Below are 17,228 nucleotides of genomic sequence, written 5' to 3'. Positions count from 1 at the left end.
ATGAGCCAGCACGCCACCGCGCGGGCACGGACCGGCCCGCGGCACGCCGCCGAGCGGCCGCAGGGGGGCAAGTGGTGGCCGCTCGTCGCGGTCGCCGTGGCGATCTTCATGCTGCTCGTCGACGTGACGATCGTGAACGTCGCCCTGCCGGACATCGAGGCAGACCTCTCGGCCTCCTTCTCCGACCTGCAGTGGGTGATCGACGCCTACGCCCTCACCCTCGCCGCCTTCCTGCTCACGGCCGGCTCGGTCGGCGACCGGGTGGGGCGCAAGAAGATCTTCGTCGTCGGCATCGCCGTCTTCGCGCTGGCCTCGCTGGGCTGCGGCCTCTCGACGTCCCCGGGCCTGCTCACCGCCTGCCGGGCCGTGCAGGGCGTCGGCGGCGCGATCATGTTCGCGACCTCGCTGGCGCTGCTGGCGTCGTCGTACTCGGGCCGGGACCGCGGGGTCGCCTTCGGGGTCTTCGGCGCCGTGACGGGCGCGTCCGTGGCGATCGGCCCCCTCGTCGGCGGGCTGCTCGTCACCGGCCTGTCGTGGCGCTGGATCTTCTTCGTCAACCTGCCCGTCGCGGCGCTGGCGATCGCGGTCTCGGTGGCGCGGCTGCGGGAGTCCCGCGACCCGCAGGCCCGGGGGGTCGACGTGCCCGGGCTCGTGACCTTCAGCCTCGGGCTCGCGCTGCTCGTCTTCGGCCTCATCCGCGGCAACGACCAGGGCTGGTCGAGCACGAGCACCCTGCTCGAGCTCGGCGGCGCGCTCGTCCTGCTCGTCGTCTTCGTCGTCGTGCAGGCCCGCCGGGACGACCCGATGCTCGACCTGCGGCTGTTCCGCCGTCCTGCGTTCGTCGGTGCCCAGGTCGCGGCCTTCGCCGTCTCCGCCGCCCTGTTCTCGCTCTTCCTGTACCTGACGCTGTACCTGCAGAACGTGCTCGGGTACTCGGCGCTCGAGACGGGCGTCCGGCTGCTGGCCGTCAGCGGCATGTCCTTCGTCGTCGCGCCGATCGCCGGGCGGCTGACCGACAAGGTCCCCTTCCGGGTGCTCATCCCCGTCGGGCTGGCGCTGCTCATGGTGGGGCTGCTGCTCATGCGCGGGCTCGACGGCGACTCGGCCTGGACCGCGCTGCTGCCCGGCTTCCTCGTCGCGGGCGCGGGCATCGGCATGGTCAACGCCCCGCTCGGCGCGCTCGCCGTCGGCGTCGTGGAGCAGCGCCGGTCCGGCATGGCCTCGGGGATCAACAACACCTTCCGCCAGGTCGGCATCGCCACCGGGACCGCCGCCTTCGGGGCGCTGTTCGCCGCGCACATCACCGACGAGGTCGGGTCGGCGCTGGCCGGGCGTGGGCTGTCCGCGCAGGCGCAGGAGGGCGTCGTCGAGGCGGTGACGTCCGGCGCGATCGGCCGGGTCGCCTCGTCGCTGCCCGCGCAGGCGCAGCAACCGTTCGTGGACGCCGCGCGCGAGGCGTTCACCTCGGGCATGGACCAGCTCTTCCTCGTCGGCGCCGTCGTCGCGGGCGTGGGCGCGGTGCTGTGCGCCGTCCTCATCCGCCAGCGCGACCTCGACGCCTCCAGCAGCGGCGCGCGTCCGCAGCAGGAGCAGCCGTCCGGGGAGGGGCAGGGGGACGCCTCGGCGTCGGCCGCCGACGACGCACCGGACCGGACGGACGACGAGCGCGAGCCCGTCCCGGCGCGCTGACGGCCCGGCGCCACCGGGCCGTGGCGGTGCCCGCCGGGCTCAGGCGGCGCCGCGGACGACGTCGAGCGGGTCGACGCGGCGCCCGAAGCGCTGCCGCAGGACGCGCCCGGCGGCGTGGACGCCGGCCATCCCGTGGACGGCCGGGCCGGGCGGCACGGACGCGGACGCCAGGTAGACGCCGGGCAGCGGCGTCCGGTACGGGTCCCACCGCGGCACCGGGCGCATGAGCAGCTGCCACGGCGTGACGGCGCCGGTCGCGATGTCGCCGCCGACGTTGTTGGGCTCCTGCTCCTGCTGGCGGGAGGCGGGGACGACGCGGCGGTCGAGGACGAGGTCCGAGAACCCGGGCGCGAAGCGCTCCACCTGCGCGGTGACGGCGTCCCCGAGGTCGCGGGGGGAGCCGTTGGGCACGTGCGCGTACGTCCACAGCACCTCGGAGCCCTCCGGCGCCCGGCTGCGGTCGACGACGCCCGGCTGCGAGGCCAGGACGACGGGCCGCTCGGCGTGCCGGCCGGCGACGACGGCGCGCTCCGCGGCCTGCATCTCCGCGCGGGTCCCGGCCAGGTGGACGGTGCCGGCGCGACCGACGTCGGGCGCCGCCCACGGCACGGGGCCGGACAGGGCGTAGTCGACCTTGCAGACGCCGCCGCCGTAGCGCCAGCGCTCCAGCCAGCGGCGGTAGCCCGTGGGCAGCTGGTCCCCGGCGAGGTCGAGCAGCCCCTGCGCGGCGACGTCGAGGAGGACGGCGCGGGCGCGGGGGAGCTGGCCGAGCGACGTCACGTGCTCGCCGGTGCGCAGCGTCCCGCCGTGCGCCCGGACGTCGTCCACCAGGGCGTCGGCGATGGACTGCGACCCGCCGCGGGGGATCGGCCAGCCGACGGCGTGCGCGAGGCCGGCGAGCCACAGGCCGCCGGCCGCGGGGGCGAGGCGACGCGGCGGGGCGATGGCGTGGCTGCCCACGCCGGTGAGCAGCGCGGGGGCGACGTCCTCGCGGAAGCGCAGGTCCCACGCGGGCGTGCCCTGCTCGAGGACGGCGAGCGCGAAGGAGGCCGCGCCGAGCGGGTGGTGCGGCAGCGAGCGGAAGTCGGAGAGGGCGACGTCCGCCGTCGCCCGCCACGAGCCCGCGAGGCGGCCGACGAGCGCGCGCCAGGCGGGGCCGTCGACGCCGAGCCCGTCGACCGTCCGCTCGAGGTCGCGCCAGGCGATGCCGGCGCGCCCCCCGTCGAGCGGCTGGGCGTAGGCGACCTCGGGCTGGAGCATCTCGACGCCGTGCGCGGCGAGGTCGAAGGCGGCGAAGAACGGCGACGCGACGGCCATCGGGTGCACGGCCGAGCACAGGTCGTGCCGGAAGCCGGGCAGCGTGGCCTCCTGCGTCCGCATCCCGCCGCCGAGCGTGCCCGCGCCCTCGACGACCTCGACCGAGAGGCCGGCGCGCGCGCACACGACCGCCGCGGCGAGCCCGTTCGGGCCGGAGCCGACCACCACGACGTCGACGTCGTCGCCCCGTCGCCGCGCAGCGGGGGTCGGGCTCGGCGTCGTCACGCGCCGAGCGTGCCAGCCCTGCCTCGTCGCCGCGCAGGCGCGTCCCGCCGGTTCCGCCGGGACGGGGTGCGGCTGGGAGGGTGGGCCCATGACGCGCGTGGCGGCCATCGACTGCGGCACGAACTCGATCCGGCTCCTCGTGGCCGACCTGCCCGACCTGCCCGACCAGCCCGGGCGCCCCGGTGCCCCGGCCGCCGCGGGCTCCGGCGCGTGGACGCCGCCGCTCGTCGACGTCCACCGCGAGATGCGCGTCGTCCGTCTCGGCGAGGGCGTCGACGCGACCGGCCGGCTCTCCGACGGCGCCCTGGAGCGCACGCTCGCGGCCACCCGCGACTACGCCGCCCTGGTGCGCGAGCTCGGCGCCGAGCGCACCCGCTTCGTCGCGACGTCCGCGAGCCGGGACGCCTCCAACGCGCAGGTCTTCGTCGACGGCGTCCGCGAGGCGCTGGGGGTGGAGCCCGAGGTGGTCGCCGGCGCCGAGGAGGCCGCGCTCTCCTTCCGCGGCGCGTCGACGGGCGTGCCGCCGACCGGACCGGACGGCGTGACGCTGGCCTCGCCCTACTGCGTCGTCGACCTCGGCGGGGGCTCGACCGAGGTCGTCCTCGGCGACCCGGACGCCACCGCCCGGGGCGCGACGCCGGCCGGCCTGTCCGTCGACGTCGGGTGCGTGCGGCTCACCGAGCGGCACCTGGCGGACGACCCGCCGGGCGAGGAGCAGGTCGCGGCGGCGCGCGCCGACGTCGACGAGGCCCTCGACCGGGTCGCGGCGGCCGTGCCGCTGGAGGCGACGGGCACCCTCGTCGGCGTGGCCGGGACCGTCACGACCATCACCGCCCACGCGCTGCGCCTGCCGCGCTACGACCCCGGCGCGATCCACGGCGCCGTCCTGCCCGTGCCGGAGGTGCTGGCCGCCTGCGCCGACCTGCTCGCCATGACCCGCGAGCAGCGAGCGGCCCTGCCCTACATGCACCCGGGGCGCGTCGACGTCATCGGGGCCGGGGCGCTGGTCTGGGCGCGGGTCGTCCAGCGGGTCGCGGACGTCGCCGACGTCCGGTCGGTCGTCGCCAGCGAGCACGACATCCTCGACGGCATCGCGCTGTCGCTGGCCTGAGGTGGCCGACCTGCCCGGCCTCCCCGACGTGGCCGACCCGAGGGACGAGGCGCCGCCGCCGTCGCCCGGTCCCTCCGCCCCGGGGCGCCTGCTCGGCGGCGTCCCCGCGGCCACGACCGCCGCCGGGGTGCGCCGGCGGGCCGCGGCGGCCCCCGACGCCGCCGCCCTGGACGCGCGGGTCAGCGACTGCCGCGCCTGCCCGCGGCTGGTGGCCTGGCGCGAGGAGGTCGCCCGCACGCGCCGCCGCGCCTACGCCGACGAGCAGTACTGGGGCCGCCCCGTGCCCGGCTTCGGGGACGTCGGCTCGCGGCTGCTCGTCCTCGGCCTCGCGCCCGCGGCGCACGGGGGCAACCGCACGGGGCGCGTCTTCACCGGCGACCGCTCCGGGGACTGGATCGTCGCGGCGCTGCACCGCGCCGGGCTCACCAACCAGCCGACCAGCACGTCGGCCGACGACGGCCTCGTGGCGCACGGCGCGCGGATCGCCGCCCCGGTCCGCTGCGCCCCGCCGGACAACATGCCGCTGCCGGTCGAGCGGGAGACGTGCGCTCCCTGGCTGGACCGGGAGGTGGCCCTGATGCCCGACCTCGCCGTCGTCCTCGCCCTCGGCGGCTACGCCTGGCAGTCGGCGCTCGGCCTGGCGCGCCGGGCGGGGTGGGGGGTGCCGCGCCCCGCGCCGCGCTTCGGCCACGGCGCCTCCGCCGAGCTCGACCGGCCGCGGGCGACGCCCGTCGTGCTGCTCGGCAGCTACCACGTCAGCCAGCAGAACACCGCGACCGGGCGGCTCACCGAGACGATGCTCGACGACGTCGTCCAGCGGGCAGGGCGACTCGCGAGCGGTGAGGCTGGGTGACCCGCAGCACCGCAGCCGACCGACGGAGGAGACCCCCATGGGCTGGAGCGAGCAGGACGTCCCCGACCAGCGCGGGCGCACGGCGCTCGTCACGGGAGCCAACAGCGGCCTGGGGCTGAACGTCAGCCGCGCCCTCGCCCAGCACGGCGCCCGGGTGCTCATGGGCGCCCGTGACCCCGAGCGCGGGCGGGCCGCGGTCGAGCGGGTGCGCCGCGCGGCACCGGGCGCCGACGTCGAGCTGCTCGAGGTGGACCTCGCCTCGCTGGCGTCGGTGCGCGCCGCGGCCGAGGAGGTCCGCCGGCGCACGGACGACCGGCTCGACCTCCTCTTCGCCAACGCCGGGGTGATGGCGGTCCCGCGCGGGGAGACCGAGGACGGCTTCGAGCGGCAGCTCGGCACCAACCACCTCGGGCACTTCGCCCTCGTGGGGAAGGTGATGCCCGCGCTGCGCGCGGCGCCGGCCGCCCGCGTGGTGAGCACGAGCAGCGGCGCCCACCGCTCCGGGCGGATGGCCTTCGACGACCTCATGGGCCGCGAGCACTACTCGCGGTGGGGCGCCTACGGCCAGAGCAAGCTGGCCAACCTCCTCTTCACCTCCGAGCTGCAGCGGCGTCTGCAGGCGGCCGGCTCCGACGTCCTCGCCGTGGCGGGCCACCCGGGGTACGCGGCCACGGGCCTGCAGTCCGGGGCCACGGCGGGTGTGCCCGTCCCCGGGCTCCGGGCGCTCATGGGCCTCGCCAACCGCCTCCTCGCCCAGAGCGACGCCGACGGCGCCCTGCCCCTGCTGCGCGCCGGCACGGACCCGGGCGCGCGCGGCGACGAGTACTACGGCCCGGACGGGCGCGGCGAGATGCGCGGCGCCCCCGTGCTCGTCGGCCGCTCCGAGCGCGCCCGGGACGACGCCGCCGCCCGACGCCTCTGGGCGGAGAGCGAGAAGCTCACGGGCGTCACCTACGACCTGACCCGCGCGGCGTAGGCCCTCGGGAGCACCGCACCCGCGGCTAGCCTCGGGCGTGTCGTGGTCGCCCGCGACGGCGCGTCCTGCTCGCGCCGTCCGAGCGCCCCCGCGGGCCCCCGTAGCCCAACGGCAGAGGCAGGCGCCTTAAAAGCGCTTCAGTGCGGGTTCGAGTCCCGTCGGGGGTGCTGCCCGGGCCTGTCGGCAGGGGTGGTGCCGGACGGGAGGAACTCCGCCGAGACCAGGGGCGTTGCACCAGGCACGGCGGGCCGTGCGGTCCGACGTCGACCACGAGGCCTCGTCCACGAGGTCACCCGAGCAGGGAGTCCGATGCAGAGCCACAACCCCGCCTTCCGGAACGACAAGGCGTTCTCGCCGGGCGGCTACGCGACCTTCGACGACTCGGGCCGCGGCAGCGGCCGCACGCCGACGCGCAGCGGTGGTGGCCCGCAGGACATGACGCCGCAGCAGCTGCAGGAGATGTACGCGCAGCCCTCCGCCGGCGGCGCGCAGACGGGTCGGATGACCTACGACGACGTCGTCGTGCGCACGGGCGCGCTGTTCGGCGTGCTCGTCGTCGCCGCGGCGGCGACGTGGGTGCTGACGCCCGTGGGCGCGGGTCTCGGGCTCGTGCTGCCGCTCATGCTCGTCGCCGTCGGGCTCGGGCTCTGGGCGAACCTCAGCAAGAAGATCCGGCCGGGGGTGATGTTCGCCTACGCCGTCCTCATGGGCGCGGTGCTGGGCTCCATCAGCCAGGCCTTCGAGGCGGCGCTGAGCGGGATCGTCTTCCAGGCGGTGCTCGGCACGCTCGGTGCCTTCGCCGCGATGCTCGTCGCCTACAAGACCAAGGTCGTCCGGGCCTCGCCGAAGTTCCGCAAGTTCATGATGATCGCCCTCCCGGGCTACCTCGTCTTCCTCCTCGTGAACCTCGGCATCGGCCTCTTCACCGGGCAGAGCGCCTACGACACCCCCTTCGGCTGGCTCATCGGGCTGCTCGGGGTCGGCCTGGCGACCTTCTCGCTCATCCTCGACTTCGACTTCATCGAGCAGGGCGTGAAGAACGGGCTCCCGCAGCAGTTCGCCTGGAAGGCCGCCTTCGGCCTGGTGACGACGCTGGTCTGGCTCTACATCGAGATCCTGCGCCTGCTGTCGATCCTGCGCGGCGGCGAGTGACGCCCCTCGCGTGAGCAGCACCACCGGCCCGGTCGAGCCCCTGCTCGTCGACGAGGTCCAGCGCGAGCTCCGGCGCTGCCTCGACCGGGTCGCCGCCCTCGGGCCCGGCCGCCTCGTGCGGCCGGGCCCGAGGCCTGTCGGGGCCGAGGCGGTGGACGACGAGGGGGTGCAGGCCGGGGCGCCCGTCGACCTCCTGCGTCCGCTCCTGCAGCAGCTCGCCGACGCGGGCGCCGACCTCGAGGGCGAGCCGCGCCGCGTCGTCCCGGTGCTCGGTGCCCACGCCCTCGGCCACCAGCTCGCCGTCCTGGCCCGTGACGTCCTCGCCGCGGCCCAGGTGCGCGACGACGCCGCCGCCCTGGCCACGCTGCACAACCGCCTCGTCGCCCTGCGCCGCACCCTCTGACCGCCCGCGCCCACCCGACGTCGTCGCCGACGTCGGGTGTGGGGTCCCCGAGGGAGCGAAGTCGTCGCCGACGTCGGGTGGGGGGCGCCGGAGAGGCGATGTCGTCGCCGACGTCGGGTGAGGCGTGCGGGCGCCGGCGGGTCGGGCACGTGCAGGACGACCCGTCCCGCCCGGCTCAGCGTTCCGAGCGGCGACGCAGGCGGGCCCAGCGGCCGAGGGGGCCGCGCTCGGCGCCGTGGTGACGGGCGCCCTCGACCTCGGTGCCCGGCTCGTGCGCGGCGGCGGCGGCGGCCTGGGCCACGGGGACGACGCGGTCGCTGCGACCCACCCGCTCCTGCGCCGGCCACAGGTCGAGCGCGGCACCGACGGCCGGGAGCAGGACGGCGGCCGCGCGGGCGTAGCCGGCGGGGGAGGGGTGGAAGCGGTCGGCGCTGAACAGCTCCGTCGGCGCCGCCCGGAACTCGGGCCCGAGCAGGTCCCCGAGCGAGACCGAACGTCCGCCGGCCTCCACGACGGCGATCGTCTGCGCCGCCGCGAGCTCGCGTCCCCCGCGCCGCGCGAGCGTCCGCAGCGGCTGCGCGACGGGCTCCACGACGCCGAGGTCGGGGCAGGTGCCGACGACGACCTCCGCGCCCGCGGACCGCAGCCGCGCCATCGCCTCCCCCAGCGCGCGGACGGCCTCGGGCGGCCGCACCCGGTGGGTGACGTCGTTCGCCCCCACCATGACGAGGACGGCGTCGGGGGCGGCGACGTCCGCGAGCAGGCGGTCGACCTGCCCCGGCAGGTCGCGCGAGTCGGCACCGACGACGGCCTTGTTGACCAGGCGCACGCGCCGCCCGGCCAGCGCCGCGAGACCCGTGGCGACGATGGCCCCCGGGGTCTGCTCGGCGGTCTCCGCGCCGAGGCCGTCGGCGCTCGAGTCCCCGACGACGCCGAGGACGAGCGTCGTCCCGGGGCCGGCGCCGTAGACGCCGTCCGCCTCCGGGCCGGCGTCGCCGAAGGGGCGGCCGACCCAACGGCGGGCCAGGCGCGCCTCCACCGCCACGACGCCGACCGCCACGGCCGTCAGTGCGGTCAGCCCGCCCCCGCCGAACGCCGCCGCCGCGGCCGCGCGCCGCGCCCTGCTCGCCCTCGACATCGCGCTCCTCGTCCCGCTCGTCCTCGTGCTGCTCCGGGCCCGCAGGACCTCCCGCACCGCCACCGAGGCTAGGGCGGCGGGAGCACGGCGCGTGCACCCGCGCGGGGCGCAGCGCCGCGACCCGGGTCACGACGCGTCACGACGGGGGGCCCACCGCGCGGACGCCGACGAGGCGACCTGCAGAAGTCCGTCGCCGTGCGCGTCGACGCAGGTCAGCGAGGTGCGTCCGGTTCGGTCGGCACCTTCTGCAGGTCGCCGTGCGCAGCGCTGCGGCGTGGAGCCGGCTGCCCCTGCCCGCCGGCGGCGCCGGGGCGGACGGCCGCGCGCCCCGGCCGACCTGCGGGCCGGGTGCCAGGATGCGGACATGCGCTACGCCGAGCACGTCGTCGACCTCGTGGGCGGTACGCCGCTCGTCCGCCTGAACCGCGTGACCGAGGGCATCGCGGCGACGGTGCTCGCGAAGGTCGAGTACCTCAACCCCGGGGGGTCGGTGAAGGACCGCATCGCCGTCCGGATGGTCGACGCCGCCGAGGCGTCGGGGGACCTGCGGCCGGGCGGCGTCATCGTCGAGCCGACGTCGGGCAACACGGGCGTGGGGCTGGCGCTCGTGGCCCAGCAGCGCGGCTACACGTGCGTCTTCGTCTGCCCCGACAAGGTCGGCGAGGAGAAGCGCGCCGTCCTGCGGGCCTACGGCGCCGAGGTCGTCGTGTGCCCCACCGCCGTGCCGCCCGAGCACCCCGAGTCCTACTACTCCGTCAGCGACCGGCTGGCCCGCGAGCTCCCGGGCGGGTGGAAGCCCGACCAGTACTCCAACCCCAACGGCCCGCTCAGCCACTACGAGACCACCGGCCCCGAGGTGTGGGCCGACACCGACGGCCGGCTCACGCACTTCGTCGCCGGCGTCGGCACGGGCGGGACCATCAGCGGGACCGGCCGCTACCTCAAGGAGGTCTCCGCGGACCGCGAGGGCGGCCCCGTCGCCGTCGTCGGCGTCGACCCCGAGGGCTCGGTGTACTCCGGCGGCAGCGGGCGGCCCTACCTCGTCGAGGGCGTCGGGGAGGACATGTGGCCGCGGGCGTACGACCCGTCCGTGCCGGACCGGATCGTCGCCGTCGACGACGCCGAGGCGTTCGCGATGACCCGCCGCCTGGCGCGCGAGGAGGGCCTGCTCGTCGGCGGCTCCTGCGGCATGGCCGTCGTCGGGGCGCTCGAGGTGGCGCGGGAGCTGGGGCCGGACGACGTCGTCGTCGTGCTGCTGCCGGACTCCGGCCGCGGCTACCTGGCCAAGATCTTCGACGACCGCTGGATGGCGAGCTACGGCTTCTCCACGGCGGGCACCACCGCGGCCGAGGCCGGCGCCGGCACGACGACCGTGCGGGACGTGCTGCGCCGCAAGGCGGGGGACCTGCCGGAGCTCGTCCACACCCACCCGGCGGAGACGGTGCGCGACGCCGTCGAGATCCTCCACGAGTACGGCGTGTCGCAGATGCCCGTCGTCTCCTCCGAGCCGCCCGTCGTCATCGGCGAGGTCGTCGGCGCCGTCAGCGAGCGCGACCTGCTCGACGCCGTGTTCTCGGGGGCCGCGCAGCTCACCGACCCCGTGGGCCGCCACATGTCCGCGGCGATGCCGCGGATCGGGGGCGGCGAGCCCGCCAGCGCCGCGCGCTCCGCGCTGCAGACGTCCGACGCGCTGCTCGTCGTCGACGACGGCAAGCCGGCCGGCGTGGTCACGCGCGCCGACCTGCTGGCCTACGCGGCGGGCTGACGCGCTCGCCGAGACGGTGGCCCCCCGCCGACGTAACGTCGCGGCATGAGCACCCCCAGCGGCGACACGCCCGACCCGATCCAGCCGACCGTCCCGACCCCCAAGGACCGCGAGGAGCACGCCAAGAGCCCCGACCTCGACGAGGAGGCGCTCGACCACCGCACCGAGCGCGAGGAGGAGTCGGTCCGGCAGGACGCCGGCGGCGGCGACCACGGGCCGAAGACCTTCGACCGGGACGCCGTGCCGAACGCCGAGGAGTGACCGGCCCGCACACGGGCGAGCCCCGCCGACCGGGAGGTCGGCGGGGCTCGCTCACGTCACGGCCGGCTCAGCGGGTCGCGCCGTCCTCGGCGGGCAGGATCCCGGCGGGGCAGCTGACGCCCGTGCCGGCGAGGCCGCAGTATCCGTTCGGCACCTTGTGCAGGTACTGCTGGTGGTAGTCCTCGGCGTAGTAGAACGGGCCGGCGTCGTCGGCGGAGCGCATCTCGGTCGCGATCGGCCCGAGGCGGAAGCGCTCGAGCTCGGCGGCGAAGGCGTCCTTCGTGGCGCGGACGACCTGCTCCTGCTCGGGCGTCGTCCAGTAGACCGCCGAGCGGTACTCGGTGCCGACGTCGTTGCCCTGCCGGTTGGTCTGGGTCGGGTCGTGCTCCTCCCAGAACGTCCGCAGCAGCGTCTCGGCGCTGGTGACCTCCGGGTCGTACGCGACCATCACCGTCTCGGTGTGGCCCGTGCGCGCCGTGCAGGTCTCCTCGTACGTGGGGTGCGGGGTGAACCCGCCCATGTACCCGACGGCCGTCGTGACGACGCCGTCCATCCCCCAGAACAGGCGCTCGGCGCCCCAGAAGCAGCCCATGGCCACGTAGAGGCGCTGGGTGCCCTCGGGCCACGGGCCCTCGAGCGGGGTGCCGAGGACGGCATGCGTCGTCGGCACGTGGTACGGGCGGTGCTCACGGCCGGGCAGCGCGTCGTCGCGCTCGACCATCGTCGTCCTCATGCGGGTCCCGAACAGGGCCACGTCGTCCTCCTGGAGCATCTCGGTGCGTCGTCCTCGGGCGGTCCACCGGGCCGGCGCGAGCGCCTCCCGGTCCGGTGGCGTCAACACCGCTCCGGGGCCGCGCGTTCCCCGCGGCCGGACCGCCGCCCGGGTGCCGGCCTCACCCGAGGACGGCGCCCGTCCGTGACGTCGTCGGCGCGCCCCAGGCGCGGTCGGCGTCCGCGGCGGCGCGCACGAGCCGCTCCACGGCGTCCAGGAGCACGGGCACCGGCTGGGTGAACGGCAGCCGCAGGTGCTCGTCGAAGGCGTGGCCGACGCCGAAGCGCGAGCCGGTGGACAGGAACAGCCCGTGCCGCTCGGCGGCCTCCGTCACGGCGGACGACGACGTCCCCCGCGGCAGGCGGCACCACAGCGACAGGCCGCCGGGGGGCCGCGGGACCTCCCACGTCGGCAGCCGCTCGCGCAGGGCGTCGACGAGCACGTCGCGCTGCTCCCGCAGCCGCTCGCGGCGACCCACGAGCGCGTCGTCCAGGCGGTCGAGCAGCACGCACGCGGCGAGCTGGTCGACGACGGGCAGGGAGCCGTGCTCGCGCGTGGCCGCGGCCGCGACGCGCGCCAGCAGCGAGGGCTCCCCCCGCAGCCAGCCCACCCGCAGCCCCGCCCACACGGACTTGCTGAGCGACCCCGCCGTGAGGACGGCGCCGTCGGGGCCCACGGACGCCAGCGGCGGGCGCAGCGCCGGGTCGTCCTCGTCGAGGGCCAGGTCCGCGAGGGTCTCGTCGGCCAGCACCACGACGCCGCGCCCGTGCAGGCTGGCGACGACGCGCCGGCGCTCGTCGACGGTGAGGACGGCGCCGGTCGGGTTGGCGAAGTCGGGCACGAGGTAGGCCAGCGCGGGCGCGGTCTCGCGCGCCGCCCGGTCCAGGGCCGCCGGGAAGCCGCCGGTGCCCTGGGGTGCGGCGGGGTCGCGAGGCACCGGCACGACCCGGGCGCCCTGCGCGCGGAGCTTGTCGACGGCGTTCGGCCAGGTGGGGTGCTCGACGAGCACGCCGTCCCCGCGGCGGACGACGGCCCGCAGGGCGCCGGAGATCGCGGCGCTGGCGCCGGTCGTGACGAGCACCTGCTCGGTGGTCGTCGGCAGGCCGCGACCGGTCATCCGCTCCGCGACGCGCGCGCGGAGGTCGGCGAGCCCGCCCGCGGCGTACCCGTGCCCCGGCAGCAGGTGCGGCAGCGCCTCGAGGGCGGCGGCGTAGGCCTCGGCCACCTCGGGCGGGCCGGACGGCGAGGCGTAGGTGAGGTCGACCGTGCCGTCGCGCGGGCTGCCCGGCACGAAGGCGGCGACCACGCCGCTGCGGTCCGGAAGGCTCGTCCACGTGCCCGCGCCGGTGCGCGAGCGTGCCCAGCCGTCCTCCCGCAGCCGGCGGTAGGCGGAGGTCACGGTGACGCGGCTGACGCCGAGGGCGGCGGCCAGCTCGCGCTCGGCCGGGAGCCGTCCCCCCACCGGCAGGCGGCCGTCCGCGACGAGCTGCCGGAGGCCCACGGCGAGCGTCGCGGCGACCGGCGGGTGCAGCGTCGCGCGGCCCACGAGGCCCGCCACCTCGTCGGCGGACCGCCGGGCCGCCGACCCCTCGTCCTCGGGGCCGCTCGCTCCTGGGCCGCTCGGTACGGGGCCGCTCGGTACGGGGCCGCTCGGTACGGGGCCGCTCGGTACGGGGCCGCTCGGTCCTGGGCCGCTCGGTAGGGGGCCACGCGGTCCAGGAGCAGCGGTCATGCGCACCAGGATGCACCCGGTTCCGCGCCGGTGGCCTGCGCGGACCAGGCCGATCCGCCGGCTCGAGGGCCTCTCTCCGCGTCCCGCGGTCGGCGCCCCGCGACGCGGGCCACCGCGCCCGACCCGACGGACCTGCGCGAGCGGCGCGCCGTGCGGGGACTGTCGGCGGGACGGGGTGACCGGCCGAGGTGCCGGCGACGGACCGGTCCAGGGCACCCTGATTGGCCTGCTCCGACGGGGCCATCAGCGGTCCACCATGGATCCATGGTCTCGATCATCCTCACCGCCCTGTTCGTCGTCCTCCTCGTCGCCGGCCTCGTGGCCGCCGTCCGCGACCTCCGCCGCGACGGCTACGGCTCCTCGCACACCTCGGGCGAGGGCCTGCGCTACACCCACCGCGCCGGCGCCGGTCGCACCTACGCGGGCCCCGGCCCCCGCTGACCCCCGCGGCGCCCTGGTGAGCCCCTCGTCCCGGGCGACGCGCCGCGGGCGCGCCGCCCGGGCCGGCTCCGCGGCGCCACGGCCCGCGTGGTCGCTGCGGCACCGCCTCGCGCGGCTGGCCGTCGGGCAGCTGCTCTTCGGCGTCGCCCTGGCGATGGTCCTGCGGGCGGACCTCGGCGCCTCGCCGTGGGACGTGCTCCACCAGGGCCTCGCCCTGCGCACGGGCTGGTCCTTCGGCCTCGTGCTCCTCGTGGCCGGCGCGGTGGTGCTGCTGTGCTGGGTGCCGCTGCGCGTGCGCCCCGGCGTGGGGACCGTCGCCAACGTGGTGCTCGTGGCCGCGGCCGTCGAGCTGGGCCTGCGGCTCCTTCCCGCCGCCACCTCGGCACCCGCCGCCGCGGGTCTGCTCATCGGGGGCGTGGCGCTCAACGCCCTCGGCACGGCGCTCTACGTGGGCGCCCGGCTCGGGCCCGGCCCCCGCGACGGCCTCATGACCGGGCTGGTGGCCCGCACCGGCCGACCCGTGGCGCTCGTGCGCGGCGCCATCGAGGGGTCGGTCGTCCTGGTCGGCTGGCTGCTCGGCGGGACGCTCGGGGTGGGCACCCTCGTCTTCGCGCTCGCCATCGGCCCGCTCGTCGGGCTGCTGCTGCCCCGCCTGGCGATGCCCGTGCCGGAGCGCGCGGCCCCCGACCCCGGGCGGGGGAGCGGTGCTCGCCCCGGCCCGCCGGTCTCCGACCGTCGACGTCCGCGCCGGGGCCGCCCCCGGCCCCGGGCCGCCGCGTAGCCTCCGCCGGATGAGCACCCCGTCCGGCCCCGCCCGCCCCGAGACGCCCGACGAGACCCCGGACGAGACCCACGACGAGATCGCCGTCGAGACCCCCGACGAGACCCCGGTCGCGGGCCACCGCCCGCCGGCCGCGGGCCCGACGGACTGGTCGGCCGCGGGCTTCGCCACCCGCGCCGTCCACGCCGGCTCCGAGCCCGACCCCGTGACGGGCGCCGTCGTCCCGTCCGTCCACGTCGCGACGACGTTCGCCCAGGACGGCGTCGGCGGGCTGCGCGCGGGCTACGAGTACTCGCGCTCCGCCAACCCCACCCGGGACGCGCTGCAGGAGTGCCTCGCGGCGCTGGAGGGCGGGCGGGCGGCCTTCGCGTTCGCCTCCGGCCTGGCCGCCGAGGACGCCCTGCTGCGGGCGGTGCTGCGGCCGGGCGACCACGTCGTCATCCCCGACGACGCCTACGGCGGCACGTTCCGGCTCTTCTCGACCGTCCTGGCCCGCTGGGGCGTCGAGCACACGCCCGCCGACACCTCCGACCCCGGGGCCGTCGCCGCCGCCATGACCGACCGCACGCGGCTGGTGTGGTGCGAGACGCCGACCAACCCGCTGCTCGGCGTCTCGGACGTCGCGGCGCTGGCCGCCACGGCGCACGGGCGCGGGGCGCTGCTCGCCGTGGACAGCACCTTCGCGACGCCGTACCTGCAGCAGCCGCTCGCCCTCGGCGCCGACGTCGTCGTCCACTCGACGACGAAGTACTGCGGCGGGCACTCCGACGTCGTCGGCGGCGCGCTCGTGGTGGGCGACGCCACGTCGCCCTCCGGGGAGCCGCTGGCCGACGCGCTGGCCTTCCACCAGAACGCCATGGGCGCCGTCGCCGGGCCGCTCGACGCCTGGCTGGTCCTGCGCGGCCTCAAGACGCTCGCCGTGCGGATGGAGCGGCACTGCGACAGCGCGGAGGCCGTCGCCGCGCACCTGCAGGCCCACCCCGCCGTGCGCGAGGTGCTCTACCCCGGGCTGGCCGGCCACCGCGGCCACGACGTCGCGGCCCGGCAGATGCGCCGCTTCGGCGGCATGGTCTCCGTGCGCCTCGCCGACGAGGCCGCGGCGCTCGAGATGTGCTCGCGCACGCGGGTGTTCACGCTCGCCGAGTCCCTGGGCGGCGTCGAGTCCCTCGTCGAGCACCCGGCCCGGATGACCCACGCCAGCGCCGCCGGGTCACCGCTGGAGGTCCCCGCCGACCTCGTCCGGCTGTCCGTGGGGCTGGAGGACCTGGACGACCTGCTGGCCGACCTCGACCGGGCGCTCGAGGGCGCCGCCCGCCCGTGAGCCCCGCGGCCGGCGTCGGGGGGGCAGCCGCCGCGGACGCGGCGGAGCAGCGGCCCGCCGTCACCGTGGGCGACGTCGAGGTCGCCGCCGAGCTGCTCGCCGACGTCGTCCGCACGACGCCGCTGGAACCCAGCGCGGCGCTGTCCGAGCTGGTCGGCGGCCCGGTGCTGCTCAAGTGCGAGAACCTCCAGCACGCCGGGTCGTTCAAGATCCGCGGTGCGTACACGCGGATGTCGCGGCTGTCGGCGGCCGAGCGGGAGCGCGGCGTCGTGGCCGCCAGCGCCGGCAACCACGCGCAGGGGGTCGCGCTGGCGGCGCGGCTGCTCGGCATCCGCTCGACGATCTGGATGCCGGTCGGGGCGCCGATCCCCAAGGTCGAGGCGACGAAGCGGTACGGCGCGCAGGTGCACCAGGCGGGCACGACGGTCGACGAGGCCCTCGGGCACGCGCGGGCCCACGAGGCCGAGACCGGGGCGGTGCTCATCCACCCCTTCGACCACGTCGACATCGTCGCCGGGCAGGGCACCGTCGGCCTCGAGCTCCTCGAGCAGTGCCCGGACCTGCGGACCGTCGTCGTGTGCACGGGCGGGGGCGGCCTCGTCGCCGGCATCGCGACGGCGGTCAAGGCCCGGGCGCCGCACGTGCGCGTGGTCGCGGCGCAGGCCGAGGGCGCCGCCGCGTGGCCCGCCTCGCTCGACGCCGGCGAGCCGCGGGCGCTCGCGCGGATGGCGACGATGGCGGACGGCATCGCCGTCGGGCGGCCCGGCGACGTGCCCTTCGGCCTCGTGCGCGACCTGGTCGACGACGTCGTCACGGTCGCCGAGGAGTCGCTGTCGCGGGCGCTGCTGCTCATGCTCGAGCGCAGCAAGCTCGTCGTGGAGCCCGCCGGGGCAGCCGCGGTCGCCGCGCTGCTGGAGGACCCGGGCGCCTTCGAGCCGCCGGTCGCCGTCGTCCTGTCCGGCGGCAACATCGACCCCCTCCTGCTCATGCGCGTCATCCGGCACGGCATGGCCTCCGCCGGGCGCTACCTCGGCTGCCGCGTCCGGGTCCCCGACCGGCCGGGCGCGCTGTCCGGCGTGCTGCGCGTGCTGGCCGAGGCCGACGCCAACGTCCTCGAGGTCTTCCACACGCGCACGACGTCGGCCCTGGCCGTCGACGAGGTCGAGATCGGCCTGCAGCTGGAGACGACGGGGCACGAGCACGCCACCGCCGTGCTGACGGCGCTCGCCCTCGCGGGCGTGCGCGTCGTCGACTAGCCGTCCTGCCGGGGACGACGGGCGGGCGCGTCCCC

General features: G+C 77.5%; 16 protein-coding genes and 1 tRNA gene. 13 read left to right on the top strand and 4 right to left on the bottom strand.

The features are described from left to right. Entirely contained in the window at positions 1-1,689 is a 1,689-nt protein-coding gene (locus tag WDZ17_RS13405; protein ID WP_339575671.1) for an MFS transporter, read from the top strand. A gap of 39 nt (positions 1,690-1,728) precedes the next feature. Here the strand turns inward: WDZ17_RS13405 and WDZ17_RS13400 are convergent, their stop codons facing one another. Next, positions 1,729-3,231: a phytoene desaturase family protein gene (locus WDZ17_RS13400; protein ID WP_339575670.1), complete on the bottom strand. Its 1,503-nt coding sequence runs from the start codon at positions 3,229-3,231 to the stop codon at positions 1,729-1,731. An 88-nt stretch (positions 3,232-3,319) separates the two neighbouring features. Here WDZ17_RS13400 and WDZ17_RS13395 point away from each other — a divergent pair, with 88 nt between their 5' ends. From WDZ17_RS13395 to WDZ17_RS13370, 6 genes are all read left to right on the top strand, one after another. Further along, a complete protein-coding gene (locus WDZ17_RS13395) occupies positions 3,320-4,342 on the top strand; it encodes a Ppx/GppA phosphatase family protein (RefSeq protein WP_339575669.1) in 1,023 nt (340 codons plus the stop codon). A 28-nt stretch (positions 4,343-4,370) separates the two neighbouring features. Then, a complete protein-coding gene (locus tag WDZ17_RS13390) occupies positions 4,371-5,195 on the top strand; it encodes a uracil-DNA glycosylase (protein WP_339575668.1) in 825 nt (274 codons plus the stop codon). 37 nt (positions 5,196-5,232) lie between these two features. Continuing rightward, positions 5,233-6,171 carry an oxidoreductase gene (locus tag WDZ17_RS13385; protein WP_339575667.1) on the top strand — a complete coding sequence of 313 codons (939 nt, stop codon included), beginning with the start codon at positions 5,233-5,235 and terminating at the stop codon, positions 6,169-6,171. Between the two features lie 94 nt (positions 6,172-6,265). Next, positions 6,266-6,338 (top strand) — tRNA-Leu (locus tag WDZ17_RS13380). Positions 6,339-6,480: 142 nt separating this feature from the next. Then, complete coding sequence (locus tag WDZ17_RS13375; RefSeq protein ID WP_339575666.1) at positions 6,481-7,323, top strand: Bax inhibitor-1/YccA family protein; 843 nt, start codon at positions 6,481-6,483, stop codon at positions 7,321-7,323. 10 nt (positions 7,324-7,333) lie between these two features. Then, positions 7,334-7,726, top strand: a complete 393-nt coding sequence (locus WDZ17_RS13370) for a hypothetical protein (RefSeq protein ID WP_339575665.1) — start codon at positions 7,334-7,336, stop codon at positions 7,724-7,726. A gap of 175 nt (positions 7,727-7,901) precedes the next feature. On the opposite strand, the gene WDZ17_RS13365 is transcribed toward WDZ17_RS13370, so the two are convergent. Further along, the gene (locus WDZ17_RS13365) at positions 7,902-8,864 is read right to left on the bottom strand and encodes an SGNH/GDSL hydrolase family protein (protein WP_339575664.1); all 963 of its coding nucleotides are present in this window, start codon (positions 8,862-8,864) and stop codon (positions 7,902-7,904) included. A gap of 364 nt (positions 8,865-9,228) precedes the next feature. Here WDZ17_RS13365 and WDZ17_RS13360 point away from each other — a divergent pair, with 364 nt between their 5' ends. Together WDZ17_RS13360 and WDZ17_RS13355 are read left to right on the top strand one after the other, a co-directional pair. After that, complete coding sequence (locus WDZ17_RS13360; RefSeq protein WP_339575663.1) at positions 9,229-10,629, top strand: cystathionine beta-synthase; 1,401 nt, start codon at positions 9,229-9,231, stop codon at positions 10,627-10,629. Positions 10,630-10,674: 45 nt separating this feature from the next. Beyond that, entirely contained in the window at positions 10,675-10,890 is a 216-nt protein-coding gene (locus WDZ17_RS13355; protein WP_339575662.1) for a hypothetical protein, read from the top strand. Positions 10,891-10,957: 67 nt separating this feature from the next. Here WDZ17_RS13355 and msrA read toward each other — a convergent pair whose 3' ends face one another. Continuing rightward, positions 10,958-11,662: a peptide-methionine (S)-S-oxide reductase MsrA gene (gene msrA / locus WDZ17_RS13350; protein WP_339575661.1), complete on the bottom strand. Its 705-nt coding sequence runs from the start codon at positions 11,660-11,662 to the stop codon at positions 10,958-10,960. A gap of 121 nt (positions 11,663-11,783) precedes the next feature. Then, positions 11,784-13,220: a MocR-like transcription factor YczR gene (gene yczR, locus WDZ17_RS13345; protein WP_494516973.1), complete on the bottom strand. Its 1,437-nt coding sequence runs from the start codon at positions 13,218-13,220 to the stop codon at positions 11,784-11,786. 438 nt (positions 13,221-13,658) lie between these two features. Between yczR and WDZ17_RS13340 the strand changes: the two genes are divergently transcribed. The 4 genes from WDZ17_RS13340 (at position 13,659) to ilvA (ending at position 17,193) form a co-directional block, all read left to right on the top strand. After that, positions 13,659-13,835 (top strand): hypothetical protein, encoded by a 177-nt coding sequence (locus WDZ17_RS13340; RefSeq protein WP_339575659.1) that lies wholly within the window; start codon positions 13,659-13,661, stop codon positions 13,833-13,835. 94 nt (positions 13,836-13,929) lie between these two features. Next, complete coding sequence (gene yczE / locus WDZ17_RS13335; RefSeq protein ID WP_494516974.1) at positions 13,930-14,616, top strand: membrane protein YczE; 687 nt, start codon at positions 13,930-13,932, stop codon at positions 14,614-14,616. A gap of 10 nt (positions 14,617-14,626) precedes the next feature. After that, a complete protein-coding gene (locus tag WDZ17_RS13330; RefSeq protein WP_339575657.1) occupies positions 14,627-15,937 on the top strand; it encodes a cystathionine gamma-synthase in 1,311 nt (436 codons plus the stop codon). After that, positions 15,934-17,193, top strand: a complete 1,260-nt coding sequence (gene ilvA / locus WDZ17_RS13325) for a threonine ammonia-lyase (protein WP_339575656.1) — start codon at positions 15,934-15,936, stop codon at positions 17,191-17,193. Before WDZ17_RS13330 ends, ilvA begins: the two co-directional genes overlap by 4 nt. Positions 17,194-17,228 lie beyond the last annotated feature (35 nt).

It is taken from the genome of Pseudokineococcus basanitobsidens (genome assembly GCF_037482545.1).
GTDB lineage: Bacteria > Actinomycetota > Actinomycetes > Actinomycetales > Quadrisphaeraceae > Pseudokineococcus > Pseudokineococcus basanitobsidens.
The sequence above is the reverse complement of the archived record's forward strand: the minus strand, read 5'-3'. Positions and strand labels throughout refer to the sequence as shown.

Coding starts and splice junctions, on each gene's coding strand:
- WDZ17_RS13330 (WP_339575657.1), top strand. CDS start 14,627: ATGAGCACCCCGTCCGGCCCCGCCCGCCCCGAGACGCCCGACGAGACC.
- WDZ17_RS13395 (WP_339575669.1), top strand. CDS start 3,320: ATGACGCGCGTGGCGGCCATCGACTGCGGCACGAACTCGATCCGGCTC.
- msrA (WP_339575661.1), bottom strand. CDS start 11,662: ATGCTCCAGGAGGACGACGTGGCCCTGTTCGGGACCCGCATGAGGACG.
- WDZ17_RS13360 (WP_339575663.1), top strand. CDS start 9,229: ATGCGCTACGCCGAGCACGTCGTCGACCTCGTGGGCGGTACGCCGCTC.
- WDZ17_RS13375 (WP_339575666.1), top strand. CDS start 6,481: ATGCAGAGCCACAACCCCGCCTTCCGGAACGACAAGGCGTTCTCGCCG.
- WDZ17_RS13355 (WP_339575662.1), top strand. CDS start 10,675: ATGAGCACCCCCAGCGGCGACACGCCCGACCCGATCCAGCCGACCGTC.
- WDZ17_RS13385 (WP_339575667.1), top strand. CDS start 5,233: ATGGGCTGGAGCGAGCAGGACGTCCCCGACCAGCGCGGGCGCACGGCG.
- WDZ17_RS13365 (WP_339575664.1), bottom strand. CDS start 8,864: ATGTCGAGGGCGAGCAGGGCGCGGCGCGCGGCCGCGGCGGCGGCGTTC.
- WDZ17_RS13340 (WP_339575659.1), top strand. CDS start 13,659: ATGGTCTCGATCATCCTCACCGCCCTGTTCGTCGTCCTCCTCGTCGCC.
- WDZ17_RS13405 (WP_339575671.1), top strand. CDS start 1: ATGAGCCAGCACGCCACCGCGCGGGCACGGACCGGCCCGCGGCACGCC.